This window comes from Streptomyces griseus subsp. griseus, assembly GCF_000720255.1.
GTDB lineage: Bacteria > Actinomycetota > Actinomycetes > Streptomycetales > Streptomycetaceae > Streptomyces > Streptomyces griseus_I.
In genome coordinates, this window is sequence record NZ_JOJE01000004.1 from 121644 (window position 1) to 147915 (window position 26272).

Annotated in this window: 30 protein-coding genes; 18 read left to right on the forward strand and 12 right to left on the reverse strand. The window is 71.6% G+C overall.

What is annotated here, in order from left to right; translation table 11 throughout:
- Nucleotides 1-44 precede the first annotated feature (44 nt).
- Entirely contained in the window at nucleotides 45-359 is a 315-nt protein-coding gene (locus IG99_RS07725) for a DUF3040 domain-containing protein (protein ID WP_037671219.1), read from the forward strand.
- 21 nt (nucleotides 360-380) lie between these two features.
- Here the strand turns inward: IG99_RS07725 and IG99_RS07730 are convergent, their stop codons facing one another.
- A complete protein-coding gene (locus IG99_RS07730; protein ID WP_037671220.1) occupies nucleotides 381-1388 on the reverse strand; it encodes a Ppx/GppA family phosphatase in 1008 nt (335 codons plus the stop codon).
- An 80-nt stretch (nucleotides 1389-1468) separates the two neighbouring features.
- On the opposite strand from IG99_RS07730, the gene IG99_RS07735 reads away from it, so the two are divergent.
- The 5 genes from IG99_RS07735 (at nucleotide 1469) to IG99_RS49520 (ending at nucleotide 3180) form a co-directional block, all read left to right on the forward strand.
- Nucleotides 1469-1669 carry a hypothetical protein gene (locus IG99_RS07735; protein ID WP_037671221.1) on the forward strand — a complete coding sequence of 67 codons (201 nt, stop codon included), beginning with the start codon at nucleotides 1469-1471 and terminating at the stop codon, nucleotides 1667-1669.
- A 57-nt stretch (nucleotides 1670-1726) separates the two neighbouring features.
- Nucleotides 1727-1939 (forward strand): hypothetical protein, encoded by a 213-nt coding sequence (locus tag IG99_RS07740; protein ID WP_158973152.1) that lies wholly within the window; start codon nucleotides 1727-1729, stop codon nucleotides 1937-1939.
- Nucleotides 1940-1996: 57 nt separating this feature from the next.
- Nucleotides 1997-2368, forward strand: a complete 372-nt coding sequence (locus IG99_RS07745; protein ID WP_037671224.1) for a DUF6479 family protein — start codon at nucleotides 1997-1999, stop codon at nucleotides 2366-2368.
- Between the two features lie 76 nt (nucleotides 2369-2444).
- Nucleotides 2445-2864: a CBS domain-containing protein gene (locus tag IG99_RS07750; RefSeq protein WP_037671226.1), complete on the forward strand. Its 420-nt coding sequence runs from the start codon at nucleotides 2445-2447 to the stop codon at nucleotides 2862-2864.
- A gap of 154 nt (nucleotides 2865-3018) precedes the next feature.
- A complete protein-coding gene (locus IG99_RS49520; RefSeq protein ID WP_199815468.1) occupies nucleotides 3019-3180 on the forward strand; it encodes a hypothetical protein in 162 nt (53 codons plus the stop codon).
- A gap of 39 nt (nucleotides 3181-3219) precedes the next feature.
- Here IG99_RS49520 and IG99_RS07755 read toward each other — a convergent pair whose 3' ends face one another.
- Nucleotides 3220-3741 (reverse strand): DUF6098 family protein, encoded by a 522-nt coding sequence (locus IG99_RS07755; RefSeq protein WP_234311769.1) that lies wholly within the window; start codon nucleotides 3739-3741, stop codon nucleotides 3220-3222.
- Between the two features lie 235 nt (nucleotides 3742-3976).
- Between IG99_RS07755 and IG99_RS07760 the strand changes: the two genes are divergently transcribed.
- The 6 genes from IG99_RS07760 to IG99_RS07785 all read left to right on the forward strand — a co-directional run bounded on the left by IG99_RS07760 (nucleotide 3977) and on the right by IG99_RS07785 (nucleotide 8316).
- Nucleotides 3977-4654: a HemK2/MTQ2 family protein methyltransferase gene (locus tag IG99_RS07760; RefSeq protein WP_037671227.1), complete on the forward strand. Its 678-nt coding sequence runs from the start codon at nucleotides 3977-3979 to the stop codon at nucleotides 4652-4654.
- On the forward strand, nucleotides 4638-4934 hold the full coding sequence (locus IG99_RS07765; RefSeq protein WP_037671229.1) for a CDGSH iron-sulfur domain-containing protein: 297 nt from the start codon (nucleotides 4638-4640) through the stop codon (nucleotides 4932-4934). The genes IG99_RS07760 and IG99_RS07765 overlap by 17 nt, the downstream gene beginning before the upstream one ends.
- The gene (locus IG99_RS07770; protein ID WP_051865017.1) at nucleotides 4934-5980 is read left to right on the forward strand and encodes an iron-containing redox enzyme family protein; all 1047 of its coding nucleotides are present in this window, start codon (nucleotides 4934-4936) and stop codon (nucleotides 5978-5980) included. The genes IG99_RS07765 and IG99_RS07770 overlap by 1 nt, the downstream gene beginning before the upstream one ends.
- A gap of 129 nt (nucleotides 5981-6109) precedes the next feature.
- Entirely contained in the window at nucleotides 6110-6820 is a 711-nt protein-coding gene (locus IG99_RS07775; RefSeq protein ID WP_051865018.1) for a helix-turn-helix transcriptional regulator, read from the forward strand.
- Nucleotides 6817-7794, forward strand: a complete 978-nt coding sequence (locus IG99_RS07780; protein WP_037671231.1) for a threo-3-hydroxy-L-aspartate ammonia-lyase — start codon at nucleotides 6817-6819, stop codon at nucleotides 7792-7794. The genes IG99_RS07775 and IG99_RS07780 overlap by 4 nt, the downstream gene beginning before the upstream one ends.
- Nucleotides 7795-7953: 159 nt before the next feature.
- Nucleotides 7954-8316 carry a cupin domain-containing protein gene (locus IG99_RS07785; RefSeq protein WP_037671234.1) on the forward strand — a complete coding sequence of 121 codons (363 nt, stop codon included), beginning with the start codon at nucleotides 7954-7956 and terminating at the stop codon, nucleotides 8314-8316.
- Between the two features lie 12 nt (nucleotides 8317-8328).
- Here the strand turns inward: IG99_RS07785 and IG99_RS07790 are convergent, their stop codons facing one another.
- A complete protein-coding gene (locus tag IG99_RS07790) occupies nucleotides 8329-8724 on the reverse strand; it encodes a RidA family protein (RefSeq protein ID WP_037671236.1) in 396 nt (131 codons plus the stop codon).
- A gap of 125 nt (nucleotides 8725-8849) precedes the next feature.
- Here IG99_RS07790 and IG99_RS07795 point away from each other — a divergent pair, with 125 nt between their 5' ends.
- Nucleotides 8850-9830: a helix-turn-helix transcriptional regulator gene (locus IG99_RS07795; protein ID WP_037671237.1), complete on the forward strand. Its 981-nt coding sequence runs from the start codon at nucleotides 8850-8852 to the stop codon at nucleotides 9828-9830.
- 18 nt (nucleotides 9831-9848) lie between these two features.
- Here the strand turns inward: IG99_RS07795 and IG99_RS07800 are convergent, their stop codons facing one another.
- The 3 genes from IG99_RS07800 to IG99_RS07810 form a co-directional block, all read right to left on the reverse strand.
- Nucleotides 9849-11189, reverse strand: a complete 1341-nt coding sequence (locus IG99_RS07800) for a VWA domain-containing protein (RefSeq protein ID WP_037671467.1) — start codon at nucleotides 11187-11189, stop codon at nucleotides 9849-9851.
- Between the two features lie 35 nt (nucleotides 11190-11224).
- The gene (locus IG99_RS07805) at nucleotides 11225-12082 is read right to left on the reverse strand and encodes an AAA family ATPase (protein WP_037671238.1); all 858 of its coding nucleotides are present in this window, start codon (nucleotides 12080-12082) and stop codon (nucleotides 11225-11227) included.
- Nucleotides 12083-12151: 69 nt separating this feature from the next.
- Nucleotides 12152-13012, reverse strand: a complete 861-nt coding sequence (locus IG99_RS07810; RefSeq protein ID WP_037671239.1) for an NAD(P)H-binding protein — start codon at nucleotides 13010-13012, stop codon at nucleotides 12152-12154.
- A gap of 103 nt (nucleotides 13013-13115) precedes the next feature.
- On the opposite strand from IG99_RS07810, the gene IG99_RS07815 reads away from it, so the two are divergent.
- Nucleotides 13116-13508, forward strand: a complete 393-nt coding sequence (locus tag IG99_RS07815; RefSeq protein WP_037671468.1) for a winged helix-turn-helix transcriptional regulator — start codon at nucleotides 13116-13118, stop codon at nucleotides 13506-13508.
- A gap of 26 nt (nucleotides 13509-13534) precedes the next feature.
- On the opposite strand, the gene IG99_RS07820 is transcribed toward IG99_RS07815, so the two are convergent.
- The 6 genes from IG99_RS07820 to rhaI form a co-directional block, all read right to left on the reverse strand.
- Nucleotides 13535-14185, reverse strand: coding sequence for a LutC/YkgG family protein (locus tag IG99_RS07820; protein ID WP_037671240.1), 651 nt, complete (start codon nucleotides 14183-14185; stop codon nucleotides 13535-13537).
- The gene (locus tag IG99_RS07825; protein WP_037671242.1) at nucleotides 14182-15660 is read right to left on the reverse strand and encodes a LutB/LldF family L-lactate oxidation iron-sulfur protein; all 1479 of its coding nucleotides are present in this window, start codon (nucleotides 15658-15660) and stop codon (nucleotides 14182-14184) included. Before IG99_RS07825 ends, IG99_RS07820 begins: the two co-directional genes overlap by 4 nt.
- On the reverse strand, nucleotides 15657-16412 hold the full coding sequence (locus tag IG99_RS07830; RefSeq protein ID WP_037671244.1) for a (Fe-S)-binding protein: 756 nt from the start codon (nucleotides 16410-16412) through the stop codon (nucleotides 15657-15659). The genes IG99_RS07825 and IG99_RS07830 overlap by 4 nt, the downstream gene beginning before the upstream one ends.
- A gap of 72 nt (nucleotides 16413-16484) precedes the next feature.
- Entirely contained in the window at nucleotides 16485-17921 is a 1437-nt protein-coding gene (locus IG99_RS07835) for a rhamnulokinase (protein WP_037671470.1), read from the reverse strand.
- A 5-nt stretch (nucleotides 17922-17926) separates the two neighbouring features.
- Nucleotides 17927-19966, reverse strand: a complete 2040-nt coding sequence (locus tag IG99_RS07840) for a bifunctional rhamnulose-1-phosphate aldolase/short-chain dehydrogenase (RefSeq protein ID WP_037671246.1) — start codon at nucleotides 19964-19966, stop codon at nucleotides 17927-17929.
- 139 nt (nucleotides 19967-20105) lie between these two features.
- A complete protein-coding gene (gene rhaI / locus IG99_RS07845) occupies nucleotides 20106-21266 on the reverse strand; it encodes an L-rhamnose isomerase (RefSeq protein WP_037671247.1) in 1161 nt (386 codons plus the stop codon).
- Between the two features lie 260 nt (nucleotides 21267-21526).
- Here rhaI and IG99_RS07850 point away from each other — a divergent pair, with 260 nt between their 5' ends.
- The 4 genes from IG99_RS07850 (at nucleotide 21527) to rhaS (ending at nucleotide 26270) form a co-directional block, all read left to right on the forward strand.
- Entirely contained in the window at nucleotides 21527-23044 is a 1518-nt protein-coding gene (locus IG99_RS07850; protein ID WP_037671248.1) for a sugar ABC transporter ATP-binding protein, read from the forward strand.
- Nucleotides 23041-24081 (forward strand): ABC transporter permease, encoded by a 1041-nt coding sequence (locus IG99_RS07855; protein ID WP_037671250.1) that lies wholly within the window; start codon nucleotides 23041-23043, stop codon nucleotides 24079-24081. The genes IG99_RS07850 and IG99_RS07855 overlap by 4 nt, the downstream gene beginning before the upstream one ends.
- Nucleotides 24074-25057 (forward strand): ABC transporter permease, encoded by a 984-nt coding sequence (locus IG99_RS07860; RefSeq protein WP_037671252.1) that lies wholly within the window; start codon nucleotides 24074-24076, stop codon nucleotides 25055-25057. The genes IG99_RS07855 and IG99_RS07860 overlap by 8 nt, the downstream gene beginning before the upstream one ends.
- Before the next feature lie 127 nt (nucleotides 25058-25184).
- Complete coding sequence (rhaS, locus tag IG99_RS07865; RefSeq protein ID WP_037671254.1) at nucleotides 25185-26270, forward strand: rhamnose ABC transporter substrate-binding protein; 1086 nt, start codon at nucleotides 25185-25187, stop codon at nucleotides 26268-26270.
- The last annotated feature ends 2 nt before the right edge of the window (nucleotides 26271-26272 follow it).

Here is a 26272-nt window from a genome sequence, read left to right on the forward strand (position 1 = left end):
TACCCGGTCGGACGGGATCTCGTGCTCGAAGGAGGTGCCGCCGCGTGGACGACGGGGACACGGACGACGTTCGACTGTCACCGAGTGAACGCCTCGCCCTGCTGCGGATCGAGGCGACGCTCGGGCGTGACCGGCGCTTCGCGCGTGCGATGCGCGGAAAGCCGGCCGGGCCGTGGCTGATCGTGTCGGTGCTGTTGCTGGCCGCTGCCTCGGTCTTCCTCGCGGTGATGGGAATCCGCACCTCGGACCCCGTCGTCGTCTGGTGCTTCGCCGCACTGTGGCCGCTCACTCTCTTCCAGACGTTCCGACTGCTGCGTCGTCTGAGCCGACGCGCCGGCCGGCGCCCGCGCCGGCTGTGAGCTCTGGCCGCGCGGCGGGGCTCAGCTGGTCGATGCCGCCACCCGCAGGGGTGCCCCGCCGGTGGTGGCCTCGCCGTCGATCTCGCGGGCGGTGCTCGTCCACCAGTCGGGTCCCTCTTCGATGTAGCGCAGGAGTACGCCCTCTCTGATGGCCCAGGGACAGAGCTCGACCGTCCGGATGCCGGTCAGCTTGAGGGCGGTGTGGCCGACGATCGCGCCCGCCAGGCTCTGCCGGGCCCGGGGCGCGGAGATGCCCGGCAGCAGCGCACGCTCGGCCGTGGGCAGCGCGACGAGCGTGTCCACGGCACGGCGCAGGTCGGTGCGGTGCAGGACGCGATGGACGAAGGGGCCGTCACGCCCGGGCGCCGCTCCGCACAGCCGGGCCAGCTGCTGGAACGTCCGCGAGGTGGCGACCGCGGTGCGCGGCCCCTCCCAGCGGATGCGGGCCGAGACGTCCCGTAACTGGTGGCGCACCCTGCGCCGCAGTGCCTTCACCTCGTCCGGCGAGGGAGGGTCCCCGGTGCGGAAGAACTCGTTGGTCAGCCGGTTGGCGCCCAGCGGGAGCGACGCCGCGAACTCCGGCAGCCGCCCCCGTCCGAAGGCCACTTCGAGGGAGCCGCCGCCGATGTCGAACAGGGCGAGCGGCCCGCAGCGCCAGCCCAGCCAGCGCCGGGCACCGAGAAAGGTGAGCTCGGCCTCCACCTCGCCCGGCAGGGTGCACATCCGCACCCCGGTCCGCTCGTACACGGCGCGCAGCACCTCCAGCCGGTTCGGCGCCGCCCGCACGACCGCGGTCGCGAACGCCAACGGGCCCGCCGCGCCCCACCGTTGGGCCTTTCGGGCGGCCGCCCCCACCGCCTGCGCCAGCTGGTCCACCGCGTCCTCGCCGATGTGGCCGTCCGGCCCCACCTGCTCGGACAGCCGCAGCTTCCACTTGGCCGTGTGCACCGGCAGCGGCACCCCGCCCTCCGCGTCCGCGACCACGAGCCGCACCGTGTTCGACCCAGCGTCCACCACTCCTACACGCATGGTGGCTGCGTACCCAGAGGCGCGTGCGTAATGCGCGCGCCGCGAGCACTGAGCGTCGGATCATCGGGTACTCGGCGCCCATGCGAAACATCCTGAAGCGCCGTCACACACACAAGGAACCGACCCGGAACGCCACGGAGGAGGTCCTGGAGGAGCTGAAGCAGGAGGGCGACGAGGACGATGTCGACATCGCGGAGCCGACCCACGGCGGAACGGGCGACCCGATATCGCCCAGCCCGCAGGCCAACCGCAGGACCGCCGAGGGCCACCCCGACGACTGAACAGGCCGAAGGGGCGCCACCACCACGCCGGGCGAGTGTGTCACCGCGCGCGGGTCCTTGCCCGGCGGGCGAGTCGTGGACGCGGCCGACGCCCGACTGCCGGTGCACGACGGCTACGGCCCGCTCCTGCGCAAGGCGTTCCGCCTCGTCCTCCTCCTCCGTGCGCGCCTCGCGAGTGCGGGGCCGGCAGCGGCGATCCGGCGGGGCAGCCCGACGCCACTGCCGAACCCCGGCGCGGTCGCCCGGGCCACGCCTCCCGTTCCGCCGTAGGAGGGGTCGGCGGCGTCGAACCGTATTCCGGCGGCCGGTGGGGGGTACCCGGGGGCCATGGACACCATCCACTACGAAGCAGCCGGGGCCGGCACCACCTCCGGATTCATCGTCATCCTCCTCGGCGGTCTCGTCATCACCGGCGCGCTGGTGTGGGCCGTCCGCCTCGGCATCAAGGTGCGCGGGCGCGAACACGCCCACCCGCGACCCGGCGAGCGCCACCCCCGGCTCCCGGAGGACGGGCCGGTCCGCGAGACCCGGGAATACCGCGAACCCGATGAAATGCCCCAGGCGACCGACGCGAGCGAACGCCTCACCCCGCACGAGCTCAGGCACTCCGGTGGCCGGCGCCGCGCGGACCAGGCACCGCCGCGCTGGGACGAGGGCTCCAGCGGTTCGTTCGGCAGCGGTGGCACCGGCGGGAGGTGAGGGGCGCACCTCGTCGGGTACTCGGCGCACGAACGGCGGTGACCGACACCGCCATCGACCGAGGAAGGGGCATGTGATGGCCCAGCTCGTACGCGACATCATGACGAGCCGACCCGTGACGGTCGAACCGCAGACCTCGGTGACGGACGTGGCCCGGCTGATGAGCGAGCAGAACATCGGAGCCGTCCTCGTCACGGACGACGACCGGCTGCGCGGCCTCGTCAGCGACCGCGACCTCGTCGTACGGGCGCTCGCGGAACACCGGGACCCGGACGAGACGACCGTGGCCGGTGTGTGCAGCGACGATCTCGTCGTCGTACGGCCGGACGAGGAACTCGACCACGCGGTGCAGCTGATGCGCGAGCACTCCGTGCGCCGTATCCCCGTCGTCGAGGAGGGGCACCCGATCGGGATCGTCTCCCTGGGTGACATGGCGATGGAGCGCGACCCGGGGTCGGCGCTCGGCGACATCAGCGCCGCGGAGTCCAACAAGTGAGCCCTTCCACGGGCCGCGGAAGTTTGCCCGTGGCGCGCGAGGGAACCCGGTCGGCACCTCCCGGACGCGGGACCTCCCGCACGGGACGGTCGGGGACAGACGACGACAGTTGCGACAGCAGAAGGAAGATGACATAGCAGTGACCGCGCACGCCATGGAGAATCCGGTTGTCCGAAGGCCCGAGACGGGCTGGTCGAGGGCCCGCCGCCTGCGGGGCAAGGGGGTACGCACCTGGGTCGCGGCCGTCGAGAAGCGGTCCGTAGCGCCCGTCGACCACAACGGCCCCGAGTGGAACATCGTCCGCGGCGAGGACTGAACCGGATTGCTGCAGGGCGCGCCCGCCCGCGCCGACGCCTCAAAGGTCGTCGGCGCGGGCGTCTTCGCTGCCGTCGCCCATCCCCGCGTCGCCGTTCATCTCCGCGTCGCCGTCCTGAGCGTTGCGCCGCAGCGGACCCCAGGTCCCCTCCTGCCGGTCGACCTCGGCCTGCGCGTCCGCGATGACCCGTTCGTCCACCCAGCCGACCGGTCGTATCTCGCGCACCAGCGGCTCGTTGTCGGGCCCGCGGCCCTCGACCTGCCCGCGCAGCACCCAGGGGCGCACCCCCGGGCCCTTGTCGCGGGGCAGATGGGAGTAGTCGTGGAGCCGCCGGGCCACCCACAGCTCCACCGGCCGGTCCTCCCACCAGGGCTCGACCGCGAGCGGATTGGCCGACAGGCCCGGCATCCGCACGCCCGTGAGCTCGTCCTTGCTTCCCGGGGCGCCGAGGTCGGTGCGGGGGCCCCGCGACCAGCGCACGAACAGGTCGGGGTAGCGGCGCACCAGGCTTCCCAGCTCTTCGAGGGAACGCAGGACGGGAAGATCATTCGTACGGCCCATCGAATCGGCCCTCCTCGGAGTGGTCCTGTGTGGTCCCGTGCGATCGTCCGGTGCGCTCCGTTCGCTGACCGTCCGGTGATCGTCCGGTGTGATCGTGCGCCGGGTACCCCGGAGTGCCGCAAGCGCACCGATCATGCGAGGGGGTCGGGTGATGTGTGGCAGCGGTGAAGACGGGGGACCCGGGAGCGGCGACGAACCTGACCCAGGAGTGCCGCGGAGCACGGTGAGGAGTCCGATGACCACCGAAACCACCACGTTGCCCGAACCCCTGCGGCTGCGCACCCCGCCCGGGGTCTACGAGCCGCAGCACGACACCCGTCTGCTGGCCGACGCCCTGCGCCGGGAGGGCATCAGGCCCGGCGCGGACGTCCTGGACGTGGGAACGGGCAGCGGAGCCCTCGCGCTGGAGGCCGCGCGGCTCGGCGCCAGGGTCACCGCGGTGGACATCTCCTGGCGGGCCGTCCTCACCACCCGTTTCAACGCGTGGTTGTCCCGGCAGCAGGTCAGCGTCCGCCACGGTGACCTCACGGCCGCCGTCCGTGATCGCGCCTTCGACCTGGTGATCAGCAACCCGCCCTACGTTCCGTCACCCGAGCGCCGGCCACCGCGTGGAGCCGCGCGGGCCTGGGACGCCGGGCAGGACGGGCGCGCCCTGCTGGACCGGGTGTGCGCCGAGGCGCCGGAGGTGCTGCGCCCCTCCGGCGCCCTGCTGCTGGTGCACTCCGGTCTGTGCGGGGTGGAGGACACGCTGGCCCGGCTGGGGGACGCCGGGCTGAGCGCGGTGGTCACGGACCGGACGTCGATCCCGTTCGGCCCGGTGCTGCTCTCCCGGCTGGCCTGGCTGCGGCAGAGCGGGCTGTCCGCCGCCGACCTGAGGGAAGAGCTGGTGGTGATCCGTGCCACGAAGGAATGAGCGTCCGTGTCGTATCCGCGCCGAGCGCGACGGGCCGCTGCTCGTAGAGGGCCCGGTCGAGATCGTCGGCGACGACGGCGAGATCGTCACCTCCAGCCGCTTCGCCGTGGCCATCTGCACCTGCCGCCGCAGCGCCATCTACCCGTGGTGCGACACGAGCCATCGGCGACGGAAGAGGACGAGTGAGGGCGGCGACCGAACCTCGGCGAAGGAGCGTACGCCGGAGAACGACCGTACGCCGGAGAACGACCGTACCCGACAGACGAAGGGAGTCAGCTGATGCCCATCGGTCGCGAACCGCGTGAGCGGAGCCCGCGGCTGCCCACCGCACGGGGACCGCTGTCCAACGCGGTACTCGGAGCCCTGCGCGACGCGTGCCACCAGCCGTCCCTGAGGGCGGTGGAGGGCGCCGACCCGTACGGCGACGACCTCCAGCTCGCCCTGTACGTCCTCTACGAGCTGCACTACCAAGGCTTCGACGGCGTCGAGGACGAGCGCGAGTGGGACCCGGCGCTCCTGCGCGCCCGCCGCGCCCTGGAGGACCGGTTCCTCACCGCCCTGCGCGACGACGTCCCCGGCGGCGCGACCGCGCTGGAGGCGCTGGACGATCTCCAGACCGAGCCCGTTGGACCCGAGGCCGCCGGAGTGAGCCACTTCCTGCGGGACGAGGGCGAGATGCGGCACCTCAGGGAGTACGCGGCCCTCAGGTCGCTGTACCACCTCAAGGAGGCCGACCCGCACGCCTGGGTCATCCCCCGCCTGCACGGCCGGGCCAAGGCCGCGATGGTCGCCGTCGAGTTCGACGAGTTCGGCGCCGGCCGGCCCGACGAGATCCATGCCCGGCTGTTCGCCGACCTGATGGAGGACCTGGGGCTGGAGACGGCCTACGGCCACTACGTGGACGTCGCGCCCGCCGAGCTCCTCGCCACCGTCAACCTCGCCTCCCTCCTCGGTCTGCACCGTGCCCTGCGCGGAGCCCTCGTCGGGCACTTCGCCACGGTCGAGGTGACGTCGTCCCCCGGCTCCCGCCGACTGGCGAAGGCCCTGCGCCGGGTCGGGGCCGGACCCGCCGCCGTGCGCTTCTACGACGAGCATGTGGAGGCGGACGCCGTGCACGAGCAGGTCGTGCGGCACGACGTGATCGGCGGGCTGCTGGAGAGCGAACCCTCGCTGGAGCCCGACGTCGTCCTCGGCATCCAGGCGACCACCCTGCTCGAGGACCGGCTCGGCGCCCGCCTCCTCGACGCCTGGCACGGGGGCGGGAGCGCGCTCGTCGACGTCCATGGCGGAGCACGGCGCGGGAGGGAGATGCAGACGGCCCGGTAGGCCGGCGGCGACGGGGGAGGGGCGGGCGCGTCGAGGCACGGTGCTGGACTCTCTGTACAGTTGCTGGACTGTTCGTCTAACATGGCGTGCCCAGGGGCCGTAGGCGGCTCCGCCCGAGAAGGGGAGCGCATGGCATCCCAGCAGCCCGAGTCCCCGTCCCACGGCCTGGAGCGCGAGCGGGACGCGATCATCGCCGCGCTGGGGCCGGTCGCGGACGGGCTCGCGGCCACCTTCGGACCGATGTGCGAGGTGGTGGTCCACGACTACCGGTGCCCGGAGAAGTCGGTCGTCGCCGTCGCCGGTTCGGTGACCGGGCGCGCCGTGGGCGGAGCGATGAGTGAGATCGGCATGCGTGTCCTGGCCCGGGGCGACCGCGCCACGGACGAGCTGAACTACCTCACCAGGACCGACGGCGGACAGCTGGTGAAGTCCTCCACGATGGTGCTGCGCGACTCCACGGGCGCGGTCTTCGGCGCCCTGTGCGTCAACCTGGACGTCACCGCGGTCAACCAGGCCCATGCCCTGCTCGGCGCGCTCGCCGGAATCGCCGGGGCCGGCAACGGCGCCGAGCCGCCGGTGACCACCTTCGGCAACGACATCGACTCCGTCGTGGACGCCCTGGTCGACGCCCATCTGCTGCGCCAGAACCAGACCTGGGCCGGTCTCGACCGCGCGCGGCGACTGCGACTGTTCCGCAGCCTCGACGAGCGGGGCGTGTTCGCCGTGCGCCGCGCGATCGAACAGGTGGCCGTGCGTCTGGGCATCTCCCGCGCCTCCGCCTACAGCTACCTCTCGCAGGCCAGAGCCACCGACCGAACCGCTGGGGGAGACCCCACGTGACGACCGCGCCCCCGCCGCTCACCCTCGACGACGTCCGCGACGCCGCCGCGCGACTCAAGGGCGTCGCCCACCGCACCCCCGTGGTGCGCTCCCGCACCCTCGACGCGTTCGTCGGCGCCGAGGTGCTCCTCAAGTGCGAGAACTTCCAGCGGGTGGGAGCCTTCAAGTTCCGCGGCGCCTACAACGCGGCCTCCCGGCTCACCCCCGAGCAGCTCACCCGGGGCGTCGCCGCCTACTCCTCCGGCAACCACGCCCAGGCCGTCGCCCTCGCCGCACGGGAACTCGGCACCACCGCCGTGATCGTCATGCCCGAGGACGCCCCGCCCGCCAAGCGCGAGGCCACCGCCGGCTACGGCGCCGAGATCGTCACCTACGACCGCTACTCCGAAGACCGTGTCGCCCTCGCCGAGGCTCTCGCAGCCGAGCGGGGCCTGACGCTCATCCCGCCGTACGAGCATCCGCACGTCATGGCGGGGCAGGGCACCGCCGCCCTCGAACTCCTGGAGGAAGTCGGCGAGTTGGACGCGCTGTTGACACCGGTCGGCGGCGGCGGACTGATCGCCGGCAGCGCCACGGCGGCCAAGGCCCTCCACCCGGGCATCCGGGTGATCGGCGTCGAACCGGAGGCGGGTGACGACACCAAGCGGTCCCTGGAGGCGGGCCGCCGTGTCGAGATCCCCGTGCCGCGCACCATCGCCGACGGCCAGGCCCTGCACATCCCCGGCGAACTGACCTTCTCCGTCAACCGACGGCTCGTCGACGACATCGCCCTGGTCTCAGACGACGAGATCCGGCAGGCCATGCGGTTCGCCTTCGAGCGCCTGAAGATGGTCGTCGAGCCGAGCGGGGCCACCCCGCTGGCCGCCCTGCTCACCGGCCGCGCCGGCCCGCTCCCGCGCCGGGTCGGGGTGATCGTCTCCGGTGGAAACATCGACGCGGCCCGCTTCGCCTCCCTGTGCGGGGGCCTTGCTTGACCTGCGGGAAGGCCGGGCAGCCGGATTCCCCCGAATGGCGGCCCCGAGTGGACGGGCGGACGATGGAGTGGTGGGGCTCGGCCCCCACCGGTGACGACCACGGCCGCCGGGGAGACCGGCCCCGGCCGCGATGAGACGCGGCCGGAAGGGAGAAGCGTCATGCTGGAAGTGAAAGCGCTCGACAAGCCGGACGAGCGGCGCGACTTCCCGCGCGGTCACCTCGAAGCCGTCCACATGTCCGGCCTCGACTTCGCCATCGCGACCTTCGAGCCCGGCTGGCGCTGGACCGAGTCCGTGGCACCGATCGCGGGCACCGACAGCTGCCAGGTCCACCACAACGGCTACGTGGTGCAGGGCCGCATGCACGTCACCATGGACGAGGGCGGCGAGACCGAGGTGGGCCCCGGCGACGTCTTCGTGGTCTCGCCCGGACACGACGCCTGGGTCGTGGGCGACGAGCAGTGCGTGGTCTACGACTTCGCGGGCCAGATGGCCTCGGAATACGCGAAGTCCACAGGCTGAGCAGTCGTCACATCACGCGACGGCGGTCCCCTCCAGCTCGACCATCTGGCCGGGGATCGCCAGCCGCGTCACCCCGAGCATGGTGGTGGTCGGCGCCACCCCGGCGGCGCCCAACCGCGCCGCCAGCACGCCGTAGTGTTGGAAGAGCAGATCGACGTCGGTCGTGTACACGTTGAGGCGGACGAGGTTCGCGAGGGACATGCCGGCCGCGCCGAGCACGCCCTCCACGTTGTCGATGCTCAGCGTCAACTGCGCCGCCATGTCACCGTCGTGCTGGGGCTTGCCGTCGGCGCTCATCGCGGTCTGCCCCGAGATGTACAGGGTCCGTGCGTGCCCGGCGACCACCTCGCCCTGGTTGAAGCCCATCTCCACCGACCACGTCACCGGGTTGACCGCCGTTCGTTCCACTGCCACATCAGCTCCATTCGAATCATGGGAACCAGGTCCCGACGTACGACGTATGACGTCGTGTCAGTACGAGCCTCCCCGAAAATCACGACATCCCCAGTCATGTATTTCGATACAGTTCGCGTATGCGCGCCGACCGGCTGGTCTCACTGGTGCTGCTGCTGCGCCGGGGCGGTCGGCTGACCGCTGACACGCTCGCGCGCGAGCTGGAGGTGTCCACCCGCACGGTGCTGCGCGACATCGAGGCGCTGTCCGCGGCCGGTGTCCCCGTCTACGCCGAGCGCGGCCGGCACGGCGGCTTCGCGTTGTTGCCCGGTTTCCGGACAGAGCTCACCGGGCTGAACCACGACGAGGCCCTTGCCGTGCTGACCGCCGGGTCGGGGCGCGGTGAGCAGGTGTTCGGCCTCGGTTCGGCGCTCGCTTCGGCCATGCGGAAGGTGGTCGACGCGCTGCCCGAAAGCCACCGGGCCACCGCGAGCGACGCGGCCCAGCGATTTCTCGTCGACCCGGAGACCGACCTGCTCGCACGCCGGCTGGTCACCGACGAGGTACCCGACACCACCATGGCCGTGGTCAGGCGCGCGGTGCTCGCCGGGCGCAGGCTGCGCATCCACTACGCGGCCACGGGGCAGACACCGCAGTGGCGCACGGTGGACCCGATCGGGCTGGTCACCGTACGCGACCGGGCCTACCTGCTGGCCACGCGATCCGGCGCGGACCGCACCTACCGGCTGTCCCGGGTGCTGGCCGCCGAGGAACTCCCCGAAGCCGCGGAGCGACCGAACCGGGTCGATCTCGACCGGATCTGGCGGGAACGCTCCGCTCGGTTCCTCTCCGGCGGCGACCACATCACCGTGCTGGTGCGGGTGAACCCGGAGCGGCGGGAGGAACTGCTGGACACCGTGCTGGCCGTCCGGGCCGAGGAACCCGACGCGGACGGCCGGCTGCGGCTGGAGGTGACCTTCCAGGATTCACGGCACGCCGAATGGGCGTTGTGGCAGCTCGGCACGGACGCGGAAGCCCTGGCCCCGCAGTCCTTGCGCACCGCCTTGCGCGACCGCGCCGCCGCGATCGCGGCCCGCTACGCAGACTCGTCAGCAGAGTGAGAAGCCATCGGCGAGCGCTCAAATCGGCAGCAACCGCCCCACCAGTGAGCTGAGTTGGCGGACGTTGCGGCACTCGTGCATCTCGATCAGTTCGGCGTAGGCCAGGGCGGCCGAGTCGCCCGTGCCCCACTGTGCGTGGGGCTCGGGGTTCAACCAGTAGGCCCGGCGGGCCCGTTCGGTGATCCGGCGGACGGCGGGCAGGTTCGGGTCGCTCATGTTGGTGCGGGCGTCGCCGAGCACGAACACCGTCGTACGGGGGCCGACCGCGGCGCCGTACCGTTCCGCGAACTCGCCCAGGGCGACGCCGTAGTCGCTGCTGCCGTGCCAGCCGGTGAGGGTGGCCTCGGCGCGGATGCGGGCGCCGAGGCCCTCCGGGTCGGCCGTGCCGTGCGCGAGCAGGCCGGTCACCTCGTCGATGCGGTTGACGAAGGCGAACACCCGCACCTTGCTGAACTGGTCGTGCAGCGCCTGCACCAGCAGCATCGTGAAGTCGGAGAAGCCGGACACCGAGCCCGACACGTCGCACAGCAGCACCAGTTCGGGGCGGGCGGGCCGGCGTCGGCGCAGCACGGGCCGAACCGGCACCCCGCCCGTCGACAGCGAGCCGCGCAGGGTGCGGCGCAGGTCGATCGTGCCGCGGGCGGCGCGCCGGCGGCGGGCGGCCAGCCGGGTGGCCAGCTTGCGGGCCAACGGCTGCACGGTGCGGCGCAGTTCGGCCAGCCGGTCCTTCCCGGCGTACAGGAAGTCGACCCGGTCGGCGGTGGGGGCCACCGCCCGCCGCGCGATCTCGTCGCGGCCGCGCCGCTCGGCGACCCGGCGCCGCGCCTCCGCCCCCACCAGGGCGCGGAAGGCCTCGATCCGCCGCCGGATCTCGTCCTCGAGGAGCCGGTCGGTGAACCCCGCCGCGCCCGACTGCGCGCGCACGCCGTCGCGGACGCGGGCCATCAGCGTCTGCGGCCTGATGCGGTCGAGGGCCTGGTACGACGACCAGCCGTCCGAGCCCGGTGAACTCCCGTACCCGCCGAAGCCGTCGACCGCCTCCATCGCCAGCCGGCCCAGCAGCGCGGTGTCGTCGGCGGTGAGCGCCGCCACGAGCCGGTCGCGCAGGTCGTCGCGGTCGGCCCGGCCGCCCTCCGGCGCGCCGACCCCGAGGGGGAAGTACAGGTCGAAGACGGCGTCGAACACGGCCCGTTGGCCCGGTGTGTGCAGCAGCGTCGCGGCGAGCCCCTCACGCAGCAGCCCGCGGTCGGCCAGACCCAGCGCGGCGACCGCGTGCCCGGCGTCCACGGTCTCACCGGTGCCGATGCGGATGCCGTGCGTGCGCAGCGCGGCGACCAGAGCGGTCAGCCGCGCCGTCACGTCCGTGGGCTCCGTGGGCGTGGCCGCGTCCGGCGTCACAGCGCGTCCAGGTCCAGCTTGGCGGCCGCCTTGAGGACGTCGTCCTGGTGCTTGAGGATCACGCCCAGGGTGTCGCGTACGACGGTCTCGTCGAGGGTGTCCGCGCCGAGTGCCAGCAGGGTGCGCGCCCAGTCGAGGGTCTCGGCCACCGACGGCACCTTGCGCAGGTCCATCGCGCGCAGCGCGCCCACTACCCGCACCACGGACGCGGCCAGCGCCTCGTCGATGTCCGGCACCTTCAGCCGGACGATCCGCCGCTCCAGCTCCTCCTCGGGGAAGCCGATGTGCAGGAACAGGCAGCGCCGGCGCAGCGCCTCCGACAGCTCACGGCTCGCGTTGGAGGTGAGGACCACGAAGGGGCGGCGGGTCGCGGTGATGGTGCCCAGCTCGGGCACGGTCACCTGGAAGTCGCTGAGGACCTCCAGGAGCAGGCCCTCCACCTCGACGTCCGCCTTGTCGGTCTCGTCGATCAGCAGCACCTTGGGGTCGTCGCCGCGGATCGCGGTCAGCAGCGGACGCGTCAGCAGGAACTCCTCGCTGAAGATGTCGGTCCGCGTCTCGTCCCACGACTCCTCGCGGCCCGCGCTGATGCGCAGGAGCTGCTTGGCGTGGTTCCACTCGTACAGCGCACGGGCCTCGTCGACCCCCTCGTAGCACTGCAGTCGCACCAGCCGCGCCCCGGCCACCTGCGCCACGGCCTTCGCCAGTTCCGTCTTGCCGACCCCCGCCGGGCCCTCGACGAGGAGCGGCTTGCCGAGGCGGTCGGCGAGGAAGACGGTGGTGGCGACCGCGGGGGAGGCCAGGTAGCCGGTCTCGGCGAGGCGGGCGGAGACTTCGTCGACGGACGTGAACACCAGGGCCTCCGGTGGTCGCGGGCGGAACAGTGGCCGGGCGACTATCTAAGCGCTTGTTCAGCGCTTCTGTCACCCGGTCGCCGTACCGCCCCCGCGGAAGACCGACGCATGCCGCCGCGCCCAGTCGGCGAAGTCGCGCGGTGCCCGGCCGAGGACGCGCTCCACGTCGGGGCTGACGCGGAGTTCGGCGGGGGTCGGTTCGCTGAGGATGTCCAGGGTGGTGTCGACCACCGGCTCGGGCATGAACGCCAGCATCTGCGCCCGGGCCTCCTCGCGCGTCTGCTCGACGAAGCGCACCGGCTCGCCGAGCGCGGCGGCGATCGCCCCGGCCCGCTGCCGGGGCGTGACCAGGGCCGGGCCCGTCAGCTCGTGGACCGCTCCGGCGTGGCCGTCCTCGCGCAGCGCCACCGCGGCGACCTCGGCGATGTCGGCCGGGTCGACCCCGGGCAGGCCCACGTCACCGAACGGCGCGGCGACGGTCCGCCGGGAACGGACCGACTCCGCCCACGCGAACGCGTTGGAGTGGAAGCCGCCGGGCCGCAGGATCGTCCACTCCAGCCCGCACCCGCGCACCGCGTCCTCCATCGCGCGGCCCGTGCCGCCGTGCGAGGCCGACGCCGGCCGGGTCACGACGCCCTGCGAGGACAGCAGCACCACCCGGGCGGCACCGGCCCGCTTGGCCACGTCCACGATGTCCCGGGGGCTGAGCAGATGGGCGCCGGGCCCACCGTCGTGCAGGAAGACCGCGTGAGCGCCCTCGAAGGCGAGCCGCAGACTCTCCGGCTCGGTCAGATCGGCCCTCCGGTGCGGCACCCCGTCCGGCACCCCCGAGACCCCGCGCGACACCGCCGTGACCCGTTCCCCGGCCTCCGTGAGGGCCCGTACCAGCTCTCTGCCGACGTTCCCGGTCGCACCCGTCACCACGAACATGACCAACTCCCAGCTGTAACCGTGTGGTTGAAGACGGGAGCGACGCTAACAGCGCGGATATAGTAGGTACCTAGAGGAAAGTGACTTCCCCGGAGGGATGCGCATGACTGGTCATCAGCACGGGGCGTCGTCCACCGCCACCGTCCCCGAACTCGCCTGTCCGGTCAGCCCGGTGGTCGACATCGTGTTCAGCCGGTGGACCACGCCGATCCTGTGGAGCCTGCACACCTACGGCCGTCAGCGCTTCGTGGAGCTGGAACGGCGGATCACCGGCATCACGCCGAAGGTGCTCACCCAGCGGCTGCGGCAACTGGAACGCGACGGGCTGGTGGTGCGCACCTACCATCCGGAGGTGCCGCCCCGCGTCGAGTACGAGATCAGCGACCTCGGACTCAGCCTCGCCCCACTCTTCGCCCACCTCGCCGAGTGGGCCGCCACCCACCTCGACAGGGTCGAGAACGCCAGGGAGGCCTACGACGCCGACCCCGCCCACTGACCTTGGGCGGGGGCGGTTCACGTCCGTCAGACCTCGCCCACCAGCACCACCTCCAGCGTGCGCGGGCCGTGCACCCCCTCCACGCGGTCCAGCTCGATGTCGCTGGTCGCCGAAGGACCGGAGATCCACGTCAACGGGCGTACGGGATCGAGGCGTTCGAGGGCCTGCGGCACCGACGACACCACCTGCTCCGGCACCCGCACCACACAGATGTGGTGGTCGGGGACGAGGGTGACGCGGCGGCGCCCCTGGTCGGGGCCCCCGTCCAGCACGATGGTGCCGGTCTCGGCGATCGCCACCGCGCACCCGGTGACCACGCTGTCGACCCCGTCCAGCTCGTGCGGGGTGCTCTCCGCCCGGTCCGCGACCCGCTCGGCGCCCTCCACTGCCGCGAGCCACCCCGGATCCAGACCCGGCGGCACGAGCACCGTCCGCGTGCCCCGTGCGGACAGGATTCCCGCGACGGTCGCCGCCAGATCGTCGGCCGTGCAGCGGTGCACGATCGCGCGGTAGTCCGCCAGGTTCTCCGCGAGCAGGTCCACCGTCTGCTCGACGGTGCGCTCCCCGTGCTCGCGCAGATAGTCCCGTGCCACGGCCCGCTCGTAGGACGCCTCGTCGCCCGGTACGTCGGCCAGCGCGCGTCGCACCCGGCCCAGGATCCGTTCCCTGCTGTTCACTGTCCGCCGTCCTTCCCGCCGCGCGTGCGCTGCCACCAGTCGCGGAACGGCTCCGCCGGCACCGCCGGCAGGTCCCGCGTCCCGCTCCACGCCTTGCCGGGACCCGGCAGCGCGCGCGGATGGAGCCTCCGGGTGCGGGAGGCCAGCCGCTGGCCGGTACGCAGCGCGCCCGGCCGGCCCAGCGCCCAGCGCGCCGCCCGCATGGCGGCCCGCTCGGTGGCGTGCCCCTTCGCCGGCTTCAGCACCACCCTGTTGCCCTCCCGCGTCACCGGGCCGCCCTCGACGACCCGTTCCCGCAGGTGCACCAGCACCTCCGGGATGTCGATGGCGACCGGGCACACCTCGTAGCAGGCCCCGCACAGCGACGAGGCGTACGGCAGCGAGGCGTCGATCTCGCTCTGGGTGCCCCGCAGTTGCGGGCTCAGGATGGCGCCGATCGGGCCCGGGTACACCGAACCGTACGCATGGCCTCCGGCCCGCTCGTACACCGGGCACACATTCAGGCACGCCGAGCAGCGGATACAGCGCAGGGCCTGGCGGCCCACCTCGTCGGCGAGGGTGTCGGTGCGGCCGTTGTCGAGCAGGACCAGGTGGAAGGTGCTGGGGCCGTCGCCGTCGGTGGTGCCGGTCCAGGTCGAGGTGTACGGGTTCATGCGCTCGGCCGTGGAGGAGCGGGGGAGGGTCTGGAGGAAGACCTCCAGGTCCCGCCAGGTCGGCACGATCTTCTCGATGCCGACGACCGAGATCAGTGTCTCGGGCAGGGTCAGACACATCCGGCCGTTGCCCTCGGACTCGACGACCACCAGGGTGCCGGTGTCCGCGACGATGAAGTTGGCACCGGAGATGCCGACCTTCGCGCGCAGGAACTTCTCCCTCAGGTGAAGCCGCGCCGCCTCGGCCAGCTCGGCCGGGGTGTCGGTCAGACCCTCCGGGGCAGGACGGCCCCACTCGCCCATCTCCCGGGCGAAGATGTCGCGGATCTCGCCCCGGTTGCGGTGGATGGCGGGGACCAGGATGTGCGAGGGCCGGTCCTTGCCCAACTGCACGATCAGCTCGGCGAGGTCGGTCTCGTAGGCGTGGATGCCCTCCGCCTCCAGGGCCTCGTTGAGCCCGATCTCCTGCGTGGCCATCGACTTGACCTTGACGACCTCCGACTCCCCGGTCATCTTCACCAGGTGGGTCACGATCCGGTTCGCCTCGTCGGCGTCGGCCGCCCAGTGGACGACGCCGCCCGCCGCGACGACCGACTCCTCCACCTGTTCGAGATAACGGTCGAGATGGCGCAGCGTGTGGTCCTTGATCCGCTTGCCCGCCTCGCGCAGCTCGGCCCAGTCGGACACCTCCGCCACGGCGTTCGCCCGCTTGGCACGGATGGTGTGCGTGGCGTGGCGCAGGTTGCCGCGCAGGGTCGTGTTGCCCACGGCCTCGTGCGCGGCCTTCGGAAACGCCGGCATGCCGACGAACGTCCCGCTCATACGGCCGGTTCCTCCTCCGTGCTCGCCAGGATCTCCGCGATGTGCACCGGCCGCATGCCCGTGCTCAGCCGGGCCATCGTCCCGCCGATGTGCATCAGACAGGAGTTGTCGGCCGCGCACAGCACCTCGGCGCCCGTCGACTCGGCGTTGCGCACCTTGTCCGCGCCCATCGCCGCCGAGACATCGGAGTTCTTCAGTGCGAACGTGCCGCCGAAACCGCAGCACTCCTCGGCACCCGGCAGCTCCACGAGCTCCAGTCCCTTGACGGCCTGGAGCAGCCGTCGGGGGCGGTCGCCCAGCCCGAGCCCGCGCAGCCCGTGACACGTCGGGTGGTACGTCACCTTGTGCGGGTAGTACGCCCCCACGTCCGTCACCCCCAGCACGTCCACCAGGAACTCCGTGAGCTCGTACGTCTTCGGCACCACCGGCGCCAGCGTGGCCGCGAGACTCTCCCCGCGCCCCTCCGCCCGGGCCCGCTCACCCATCCGCGGATACAGCTCCCGCACCATCGCCCCACACGACCCGGACGGCGTGACGATCGCCTCGTACTCACCGAATACATCGGAGAAATGCCGGGCGAGCGGCTCCGTCTCGTGACGATAGCCGGTGTTGTAGTGCGCCTGCCCGCAGCAGGTCTGGGCCATCGGGAAGTCCACGTCGACACCCAGCCTGGCCAGCAGTTTCACCACGGCACGGCCAGTGTCCGGATAGAGCGTGTCGTTGACACAGGTCAGGAACAATGCGACACGCATCGCGGCTCCTCGAGGTCGGTCATCGGATGAGTGCAGCCTAATAGGAGGAGACGGGCAGGGGGAGTCCCCGTCTCACCGTGTGGCGAGACGGGCCTCCGCGGCACGCCAGCGGTCCGTGCCGCCGAGCGGCTCGAACCGCGTGAGCGGCTGGGTACGGGCGAGCAGGCGCCGCATGTCGGCCAGGTCACCGACGAGGCCCTGCGCCCGGGCCTGCACGAGCACATTGCCCAGGGCGGCCGCCTCCGTCGGGCCGACCACCACCGGCAGCCCGCAGGCGTCGGCGGTGAGCTGGCACAGCAGGGCGTTGCGGGTGCCGCCGCCCACGATGTGCACCACGTCCACCGGATGGCCGGCCAGCCGCTGCGCCTCCTCGATCGCCCGTCGGTGGGCGAGCGCGAGCGAGTCGAGGATGCACCGGGTCACCTCGGCCCGACTCTCCGGCACCGGCTGCCCCGACGTCCGGCACGCCTCGGCGATCCGCTCCGGCATCCGCCCCGGCGCCAGGAACCCCGGGTCCCCCGCGTCCACCACCGACCGCAGCGCCGGTACGGCGGCCGCCTCCCGCAGCAGCACGCCCAGGTCCGGGTCGCCCCAGGCCCGTACGCACTCCTGGAGCAGCCACAGTCCCATGATGTTGCGGAGATAGCGGACCGTGCCGTCCAGCCCCAGCTCGTTGGTGAAGTTGGCGGCGCGGCTCTCCTCGGTCAGCACCGGCGCGTCCAGCTCCAGACCGGCCAGCGACCAGGTCCCGGTGCAGATGTACGCGAACCGCTCGCCCGTGGCGGGCACCGCGGCGACCGCGGACGCGGTGTCGTGCGAGCCGACCGTCGTCACGGACACCGGCCCGGTGAGCCCCGTCTCCTCCAGCACCTCCGCCCGCAGCGCGCCGGCCGGATCCCCCGGCTGCCGCAGCGGCGCGAACAGGCTCAGGTCGATCCCCAGCCGGGCGGCCAGGTCGTACGACCACGCGCGCGTCCGGGGGTCGACGAGCTGGGTCGTCGAGGCGTTGGTCAGCTCGGTGCCCTGCTCGCCCGTCAGCCAGTACGACAGTAGGTCGGGAACGAGCAGCAGCCGGCGCGCCTGCGCGAGCTGGGCCGAACCGGCGGCCGCCGTCAGCTGGTACAGCGTGTTGAACGGCGCGTACTGGATGCCCGTCGCCGCGTACAGCTCGGCGGCGGGCACACTCGCCCACACCTTCTCCGCGACGCCCTCGGTGCGGGCGTCGCGGTAGTGCACCGGGTTGCCGAGCAGTGCCCCGTCGGCGTCCAGCAGGCCGTAGTCCACGGCCCAGCTGTCGATGCCGACGGAATCCACCTGCCCGGCCGCCCGCAACCCGTCCAGCACCCCTCGGTACAGCGAGAGGATGTCCCAGCGCAGCCCCTCCGGCACCCGGACCGGCCGGTTGGGGAAGCGGTGCGCCTCCACCAGGTCCAGCGAGTCCGGGGTCACGCGGCCGACCATCACGCGCCCACTGGACGCGCCGAGGTCGACCGCGGCGTACGACCGCACGCCCGTCACCGGAGGAACGCGGCCGCTACACCCGCGTCGACGGGCACATGCAGCCCGGTGGTGTGGGTGAGCTCCCCGCCCGCCAGCGCGAACACGGCGTTGGCGACATGCTCGGGCAGCACCTCACGCTTGAGGATGGTCCGCTGCGCGTAGAACTCGCCCAGCTTCTCCTCCTCGACCCCGTACACGGCCGCCCGCTTGGCACCCCAGCCACCGGCGAAGATGCCCGAGCCGCGCACCACCCCGTCCGGGTTGACCCCGTTGACGCGGATGCCGTGCTCACCGAGCTCGGCGGCCAGCAGCCGCACCTGGTGCGCCTGGTCGGCCTTGGTCGCGGAGTAGGCGATGTTGTTGGGCCCGGCGAAGACGGCGTTCTTCGAGGCGATGTAGACGATGTCGCCGCCCAGCTCCTGGGCGATCATCACCCGGGCCGCCTCACGCGAGACGAGGAAGGACCCGCGGGCCATGATGTCGTGCTGGAGGTCCCAGTCCTTCGCGGAGGTCTCCAGCAGCGGCTTGGAGATCGAGATCCCCGCGTTGTTGACGACGAGGTCGACCCCGCCGAAGGCCAGCACCGCCGCCTTGAACGCGTCCGCGATCTGCTCCTCGGACGTCACGTCGACGGCCACGGCGACGGCCTTGTCGGCCCCGCCGAGCTCCTCCGCGACGGCGGCCGCGTTCTCGGCGTTCAGATCGGCGACGACGACACAGGCTCCCTCGGCCACCAGCCGGTGGGCGATCGCCTTGCCGATGCCGCTGCCGGCCCCGGTGACGAGCGCGACCCGCGTGGCGAGCGCCTTCGGCTTCGGCATCCGCTGGAGCTTGGCCTCCTCCAGCGCCCAGTACTCGATGCGGAACTTCTCCGACTCCTCGATCGGCGCGTACGTCGACACCGCCTCGGCGCCCCGCATCACGTTGATCGCGTTGACGTAGAACTCGCCGGCGACCCGGGCGGTCTGCTTGTCCTTGCCGAAGGAGAACATGCCCACGCCCGGCACCAGCACGATCGCCGGGTCGGCACCGCGCATCGCCGGTGAGTCGGCGTCGGCGTGCCGCTCGTAGTAGGCGGCGTACTCCGCCCGGTACTCGGCGTGCAGCTCCTTGAGCCGGGCGACCGCGTCCTGAAGCGGCACGTTCGGCGCCACGTCGAGGACGAGCGGCCGAACCTTCGTCCGCAGGAAGTGGTCGGGGCACGACGTCCCCAGCGCGGCGAGCCGAGGGTGCTCGGCCCGCGCCACGAAGTCCAGCACCACATCGGAGTCGGTGAAGTGCCCCACCTGCGGCTTGTCCTGAGAGGCGGCGGCCCGCACATACGGCGCCAGAGCGGCGGCCCGCTCCCTGCGCTCCGCCTCGGGCAGCGCCTCGTACCCGGGGACGACCGCCCCGAACGGCTCCGGCCTCCCCTTCTCCTCGAGGAACGCCTCGGCGGTCCGGATGATGTGCAGCGAGTTGCGCTCGCACTCCTCGGCGGTGTCACCCCAGGCGGTGATCCCGTGCCCGCCGAGCACACACCCGATGGCCTGCGGGTTGGCCTCCTTCACGGCCGCGATGTCCAGCCCCAGCTGGAACCCGGGCCGCCGCCACGGCACCCAGACCACGCTGTCCCCGAAGCACTCCGCGGTCAGCTTCTCCCCGTCCGCCGCACACGCGAGCGCGATCCCCGAGTCCGGGTGCAGATGATCGACATGGGCGGCGTCGACGAGACCGTGCATCGCGGTGTCGATGGAGGGAGCGGCGCCCCCCTTACCGTGCAGGCAGTAGTCGAACGCGGCGACCATCTCGTCCTCGCGCTCCACACCGGGATACACATCGACGAGCGCCCGCATCCGATCCAGCCGCAACACGGCCAGGCCCGCCTCGGTGAGCGTCCCGAGGTCCCCGCCGGACCCCTTCACCCACATCAGCTCGACGTCCCCGCCGGTGACGGGGTCGGTGTCGGTGCCCTTGGCGGACGCGTTGCCGCCGGCGTAGTTCGTGTTGCGGGGATCAGCACCAAGCCGACGGGACCGCGCGAGAAGGGCGGCGGCTTCGGGATGGGTGGACATGAATGTTCCTAACTTCCAGAGGAGGGATGAGTGCACTTCCATAGGGGCGCGGGGCTGCATCGATATGCGGCTCCGCCGCGTGGGCGCGACCAGCCACACACAGGGCCCGCACCCCGCACACAACAGAACCGGCAGAAGCTCACGCCCCCCAGCCGGCCTGCTCCCCACCAACCCGCTCAGCAACGATCTTCTCGGCCCACCCGGACGCCTTGTACGCGGCGATCGGGTTCGCGTCCAACCCCATCTCCTCGCGCACTTCACGAAGCAACGGCCGCACATCCGTGTTGTACGCATCCATCAGCACCGCGTTGGCCTCCAGCACATCACCCGAGACCTGCGCGTCAGCCAGGGCCGCCCGATCCACCAGCAGCGCCTTCGCCGTGGCCTCCTGCACATTCATCACGGACCGGATGATCGCCGGAATCTTCGCCTCGATGTTGTGGCACTGGTCCAGCATGAACGCGACCTCGGAGGTGAACCCACCCCCACGCACGACCTCGTACATGATCCGGAACAGCTGGAACGGATCCGCCGCCCCCACCATCAGGTCGTCGTCCGCGTAGAACCGCGAGTTGAAGTCGAACCCGCCGAGCTTCCCCTCCCGCAGCAGCGTCGCGACGATGAACTCGATGTTGGTCCCCGGCGCGTGGTGACCCGTGTCGACCACGACCTGCGCCTTGGGCCCGAGCTTCAGACAGTGCGCGTAGGCGGTGCCCCAGTCCGGAACGTCGGTCGTGTAGAACGCGGGCTCGAAGAACTTGTACTCCAGCAGCATCCGCTGCCCGTCCCCGAGCCGTTCGTACACCTCGGCCAGCCCTTCCGCCAGCCGGTCCTGCCGCCCCCGCACGTCGTCCTGCCCGGGATAGTTCGTCCCGTCGGCGAACCACAGTTTGAGATCGGCGGAGCCCGTCGCGTCCATGATGTCGACGCACTCCAGCAGATGGTCGACGGCCTTGCGTCGCACCTTCGCGTCCGGGTGGCAGATGCTGCCCAGCTTGTAGTCGTCGTCCTGGAAGGTGTTGGAGTTGATGGCGCCGAGCTTGACGCCCCGCTCCTCGGCGAACTTCGCCAGAGCCGCGTAGTCCTCCACCTTGTCCCACGGAATGTGCAGCGCGACGGTCGGCGCCACCCCCGTGTGCGCGTGCACCTGGGCCGCGTCCTCCAGCTTCTCCTGCGGAGTGCGCGGGACGCCCTGCTGGGCGAAGACCTTGAAACGGGTCCCCGAGTTCCCGTACGCCCACGAAGGCGTCTCGACGGCCTGGGTCTTCAGCGCGGCCTTCACCGCGGCGAGATCGGTCACTTCGGGCTCCTGAGACATCGGGGTTGGCGGCTTCCGTATGAAACGATTCAGAATGGGAAGCTATGAGCCCGCCGGAGGGCTGTCAACCCCTCTGCCCAGCCCTTCTCGTCGTGACCGGCGCGTGACCTTCCACTATCGAAATTTTTTCGACGCGGACCCATTGACGTGACATGGCCGCCGTGCCTAACGTCCCGGCAACCCAGTTGAAACCTTTCACGACGCCGTGACGGCCTCCCGCAGGCGTCGTCGAGGAGCCACCCATGACCCACCCGTCCGACACGGGACCCGCCCCGGTGCTGGCGCTGAAGGACATCTCCAAGTCCTTCGGTGCCGTACGCGCCCTGCGAGGCGTCTCCCTGGAGCTGTTCCCCGGCGAGGTGCACGCCCTCGCCGGTGAGAACGGCGCGGGCAAGTCGACACTGATCAAGACGCTCGCCGGGGTGCACCGTCCGGACTCCGGCCAGGTGCTGCTCGACGGTGAGCCCGTCGTCTTCCACGGACCCGGCGACGCCCGCGACGCCGGCATCGCCGTGATCTACCAGGAACCCACGCTCTTCCCCGACCTGTCGATCGCCGAGAACATCTTCATGGGCCGCCAGCCGCGCCGCGCCCTCGGCCGGATCGACCACAAGGCCACCCACACGGCCACGGCGGCCTTGATGCAGCGCCTCGGTGTCGACCTCGACCCCGACCGGCCCGCCCGCGGCCTGTCCATCGCCGACCAGCAGATCGTCGAGATCGCCAAGGCCCTCTCCTTCGACGCCCGCGTCCTGATCATGGACGAGCCGACCGCCGCCCTCACCGGCAGCGAGGTCGCCCGTCTCTTCGGCGTCGTACGCACCCTGCGCGAACAGGGCGCCGCGGTGCTGTTCATCTCCCACCGCCTGGAGGAGATCTTCGAGATCTGCCGGCGGGTCACCACCCTGCGCGACGGCGCCTGGATCGCCAGCGAGCCGGTCGAGGGCATGACCGAGGACGACCTCGTGCGCCGCATGGTCGGCCGCGACCTGGACGAGCTCTACCCCAAGCAGGACGTCGAGCCCGGCGAGGTCGCCCTCAGCGTCCGCCGCCTGACCCGCGAGGGCGTCTTCACCGACGTCTCCTTCGAGGTCCGCTGCGGCGAGATCGTCGGCCTCGCGGGACTCGTCGGCGCCGGCCGTACCGAGGTCGCCCGGGCGGTCTTCGGCATCGACCGCTGGGACGCCGGGGAAGTGGAGGTGCAGGGACACCGGCTGACGAACGGCGCCCCCTCCACCGCCATGGCTGCCGGCCTGGCACTCGTCCCCGAGGACCGGCGCGCCCAGGGCCTGGTGATGGACATGTCCATCGAGCGCAACATCGGCCTCACCGGACTGCGTACGACCGTGAAGGCCGGCCTGATGGACCGCGGCGCCGAGCGCAGCCGCTCCCTCGACTGGGCCGTCAAGCTCCAGGTGAAGTACGCCCGGATCGCCGACACCGTCAATACGCTCTCCGGCGGCAACCAGCAGAAGGTCGTCCTCGCCAAGTGGCTGGCCACCGGCCCCAAGGTGCTCATCGTGGACGAGCCCACGCGCGGCATCGACGTCGGCACCAAGGCCGAGGTCCACCGGCTGCTGTCCCAGCTGGCCGCCGACGGGGTCGCCGTCCTGATGATCTCCTCCGACCTGCCGGAGGTCCTCGGCATGGCCGACCGCGTGCTGGTGATGCACGAGGGCCGGCTCACCGCCGAGATCCCCCGCTCCGAAGCCACCGAGGAAACCGTGATGGCCGCAGCCACGGGGAGGGCCGCCGCATGACGGTGACCGCCCCCACTCCCGCCCCCGCCACCGAGGTGTCCAAGTCCAGTGGCACCCGGCTGGTCGACCGCGTCTTCAAGATGCGCGAACTCGCCATCCTGGTCGTCTTCCTGGTGATGATCGCGATCACCCAGGCGGGCAACAGCCAGTTCCTCTCCGAGCAGGGCATCAAGGACCTGCTGCTGAACGCGACCATCCTGGTCCTGGTCGCCACCGGACAGTCGCTGGTGGTCATCACCCGCAACGTCGACCTGTCCGTCGGCTCCACGCTCGGCATCACCGCCTACGCCGCCGGCACCTACCTCAACGGCGGCGGCAACCCGGTCGTCGCGATCGCGCTCGCGGTGCTCCTCGGCATCGGCGTCGGTCTCCTCAACGGCCTGCTGGTCAGCCTCGGCCAGGTGCCCGCCCTCGTCGTCACCCTCGGCACGATGTACATCATCCGAGGCGTCGACTCCATCTGGGTCGGCTCCAGCCAGATCACGGCGGCCGACCTGCCCGGCGGCTTCGTCGACTTCGGCTCCGGCGGCATCTCCGCCGTGCCCTACCTGGCGCTGATCGCCCTCGCCGTGCTGATCGCCACGGCCTACTACCTCAAGCACTTCGGCAGCGGCCGCGAACTGTACGCGCTCGGCTCCAACCCGGAGGCGGCCCGCCTCGCCGGCATCCCGGTGCGCAAGCGGACCCTCGTCGCCTACACCTTCTGCGGCGCCCTCGCCGGTCTCGCCGGAGCGATGTACCTGGCCCGGTTCGGCAACGTCGACTCCGGCACCGGCACCGGCTACGAACTCACCGTCGTCAGCGCCGTGGTGGTGGGCGGTGTCGTCTTCACCGGCGGCTCCGGCAGCGTCTACGGCGCCGCGCTCGGCGCCCTGCTGCTGACCTCCATCAACGGTGTCCTGCCCGCCCTCGGCGTCAGCTCCGTCTGGGTGCTCGCCATCAACGGCATCCTGCTCCTGCTCGCCATCGCCGTGGACCGCGTCGTCGCGCTGCGGGTGGCGTCGGCCCTGAAGAAGAGGAACGCCCGCCATGCCTGAGTCCGGATCCCTGGTGAGCCGCGCGATCCGCTGGGACACAGTTGTCGGCGCTCTCCTGATCGTCCTGCTGCTGTTCTCCTTCTCCTTCGTCGACGGCTTCGGCAACGCCTTCAACCTGTCGTTCCTGATCGGCAGCGCCCTGCCCATCGCGCTGATCGCCCTGCCGATGACGATGCTCGTGGTCGCCGGCGAGATCGACCTGTCGGTCGCCTCCACCGCGGGGCTGTCCGGCGCGGTGATGGGCAAGCTGTGGAACCAGGGCATGACGATCGAGACGATCATCCCGATCTGCCTGATCCTCGGCGTCGTCTGCGGGCTCGTCAACGGGCTGCTGGTGACCCGGCTGGGGCTGCCGTCCCTCGCCGTCACCATCGGCACCCTCGCCGCCTACCGGGGCATCGCGCAGATCGTGCTCGGCTCCGACGCGGTGACCGACTTCCCCACGCAGTACCTGGACTTCGCCGCGGGACGCATCGGCGACACGTTCGTCCCGTACGCCCTCCTGCCCTTCCTGGTGCTGCTCGCGATCGCCCTGGTCGTCCTGCACGCCACACCGTTCGGACGGTCGCTGTTCGCGATCGGAGCGAGCGAGGAGGCCGCGCGGTTCGCCGGCGTCCGCGTCAAGCGGCACAAGCTGATCCTGTTCACGGTGACGGGGTTGGTGGCGTCACTCACCGGTGTGTTCTGGGCGCTGCACTACGCGAGCGCTCGCTATGACAACGCGACGGGGCTGGAACTGTCCGTCATCGCCGCGGTGTTGCTCGGTGGGATCGACTTCGACGGCGGCAAGGGGACGCTCGGCGGGGCGATCGCGGGTGTCTTCCTGCTGGGTGTGCTGCAGAACGTGATGAGCCTTCAGGACGTCTCCGCGCAGTCGCAGATCGTGGTGACCGGTGTGCTGCTGGTGGTGTCCGTGCTCGGGCCTCGTGTGGCGCGGCAGATCTCCGTTGCCCGGGCGGCCAGTTCATCCCCCTGACAGGTCGACTCCCCGAGTCACGGCCGTGCGTGGCTGGTCGCGCCCGCGCGGCGGAGCCTCAAATCAATCCAGACCCGCGCCCCTATGGGGCGCACTCACCTCACCTTCGTACAAAGGAACCCTCGTCATGCGCAGAACTTCCCTTCGTCGTGCCTGTGCGGCCGTCGCCGCAGTCTCCTCCCTCGCTCTCGCTCTCACCGCTTGCGGCGGCACCACCAAGGAGGACGTGAAGAGCGAGAACACCGGGGCCGCGGCCTCGGGGGGCAAGGCCGACCCGAACGCCGCTCTGAAGAAGGGGCTGACCGTCGGGTTCCTGCCCAAGCAGGTCAACAACCCGTACTTCACCTCCTCCGACAAGGGCGGCGAGGCGGCCCTGAAGGAACTCGGCTCCAGCTACAAGGAGGTCGGCCCGTCCAGCGCCACGGACACCTCCGGTCAGGTCAACTACGTCAACACGCTCACCCAGCAGCGGGTCGACGCGATGGCCGTCTCCGCGCAGGACCCGGGCGCGCTGTGCCCCGCGCTCAAGCAGGCCATGAAGAACGACATCAAGGTCGTCACCTACGACTCCGACACCACCGCCGACTGCCGCAACGCCTTCGTCTCGCAGGCCAGCGCCGAGGACCTCGGCCGCACCGAGGTGCAGCTGCTCGCCGAGCAGATCGGCTACAAGGGCGAGATCGCGATCCTGTCGGCCGCGCAGACCGCGACCAACCAGAACACCTGGATCGACTTCATGAAGGAGGAGCTGAAGGACCCGAAGTACAAGGACGTCAAGCTGGTCAAGGTCGCCTACGGCGACGACGACGCCCAGAAGTCCTTCCAGCAGACCCAGGGCCTGCTCCAGGAGTACCCGAACCTGAAGGGGATCATCTCCCCGACCACCGTCGGCATCAAGGCCGCCGCCCAGTACCTCTCGGGCTCCAAGTACAAGGGCAAGGTCAAGCTGACCGGCCTCGGCACCCCCAACGACATGCGCAAGTACGTCAAGAACGGCACCGTCGACGGCTTCGAGCTGTGGGACCCGGCGAAGCTCGGCGAGCTGGCCGCGCGCACGGCCGTGGCGCTGGTCTCGGGGCAGATCACCGGCAAGGAGGGCGAGACCTTCACGGCCGGCGACATGGGCTCGTACACCATCGGCAAGGACGGCGTGATCAGCCTCGGCAAGCCGACCGTGTTCGACAAGAAGAACATCGACCAGTTCAACTTCTGATC

Bases quoted from the DNA above. Each gene is read 5' to 3' on its own strand.
- IG99_RS07730 (WP_037671220.1), bottom strand. From the start codon at position 1,388: ATGCGTGTAGGAGTGGTGGACGCTGGGTCGAACACGGTGCGGCTCGTG.
- IG99_RS07735 (WP_037671221.1), top strand. From the start codon at position 1,469: ATGCGAAACATCCTGAAGCGCCGTCACACACACAAGGAACCGACCCGG.
- IG99_RS07745 (WP_037671224.1), top strand. From the start codon at position 1,997: ATGGACACCATCCACTACGAAGCAGCCGGGGCCGGCACCACCTCCGGA.
- IG99_RS07750 (WP_037671226.1), top strand. From the start codon at position 2,445: ATGGCCCAGCTCGTACGCGACATCATGACGAGCCGACCCGTGACGGTC.
- IG99_RS49520 (WP_199815468.1), top strand. From the start codon at position 3,019: ATGGAGAATCCGGTTGTCCGAAGGCCCGAGACGGGCTGGTCGAGGGCC.
- IG99_RS07755 (WP_234311769.1), bottom strand. From the start codon at position 3,741: ATGGGCCGTACGAATGATCTTCCCGTCCTGCGTTCCCTCGAAGAGCTG.
- IG99_RS07760 (WP_037671227.1), top strand. From the start codon at position 3,977: ATGACCACCGAAACCACCACGTTGCCCGAACCCCTGCGGCTGCGCACC.
- IG99_RS07770 (WP_051865017.1), top strand. From the start codon at position 4,934: ATGCCCATCGGTCGCGAACCGCGTGAGCGGAGCCCGCGGCTGCCCACC.
- IG99_RS07775 (WP_051865018.1), top strand. From the start codon at position 6,110: ATGGCATCCCAGCAGCCCGAGTCCCCGTCCCACGGCCTGGAGCGCGAG.
- IG99_RS07785 (WP_037671234.1), top strand. From the start codon at position 7,954: ATGCTGGAAGTGAAAGCGCTCGACAAGCCGGACGAGCGGCGCGACTTC.
- IG99_RS07795 (WP_037671237.1), top strand. From the start codon at position 8,850: ATGCGCGCCGACCGGCTGGTCTCACTGGTGCTGCTGCTGCGCCGGGGC.
- IG99_RS07810 (WP_037671239.1), bottom strand. From the start codon at position 13,012: ATGTTCGTGGTGACGGGTGCGACCGGGAACGTCGGCAGAGAGCTGGTA.
- IG99_RS07815 (WP_037671468.1), top strand. From the start codon at position 13,116: ATGACTGGTCATCAGCACGGGGCGTCGTCCACCGCCACCGTCCCCGAA.
- IG99_RS07825 (WP_037671242.1), bottom strand. From the start codon at position 15,660: ATGAGCGGGACGTTCGTCGGCATGCCGGCGTTTCCGAAGGCCGCGCAC.
- IG99_RS07830 (WP_037671244.1), bottom strand. From the start codon at position 16,412: ATGCGTGTCGCATTGTTCCTGACCTGTGTCAACGACACGCTCTATCCG.
- IG99_RS07840 (WP_037671246.1), bottom strand. From the start codon at position 19,966: ATGTCCACCCATCCCGAAGCCGCCGCCCTTCTCGCGCGGTCCCGTCGG.
- IG99_RS07850 (WP_037671248.1), top strand. From the start codon at position 21,527: ATGACCCACCCGTCCGACACGGGACCCGCCCCGGTGCTGGCGCTGAAG.
- IG99_RS07855 (WP_037671250.1), top strand. From the start codon at position 23,041: ATGACGGTGACCGCCCCCACTCCCGCCCCCGCCACCGAGGTGTCCAAG.
- IG99_RS07860 (WP_037671252.1), top strand. From the start codon at position 24,074: ATGCCTGAGTCCGGATCCCTGGTGAGCCGCGCGATCCGCTGGGACACA.
- rhaS (WP_037671254.1), top strand. From the start codon at position 25,185: ATGCGCAGAACTTCCCTTCGTCGTGCCTGTGCGGCCGTCGCCGCAGTC.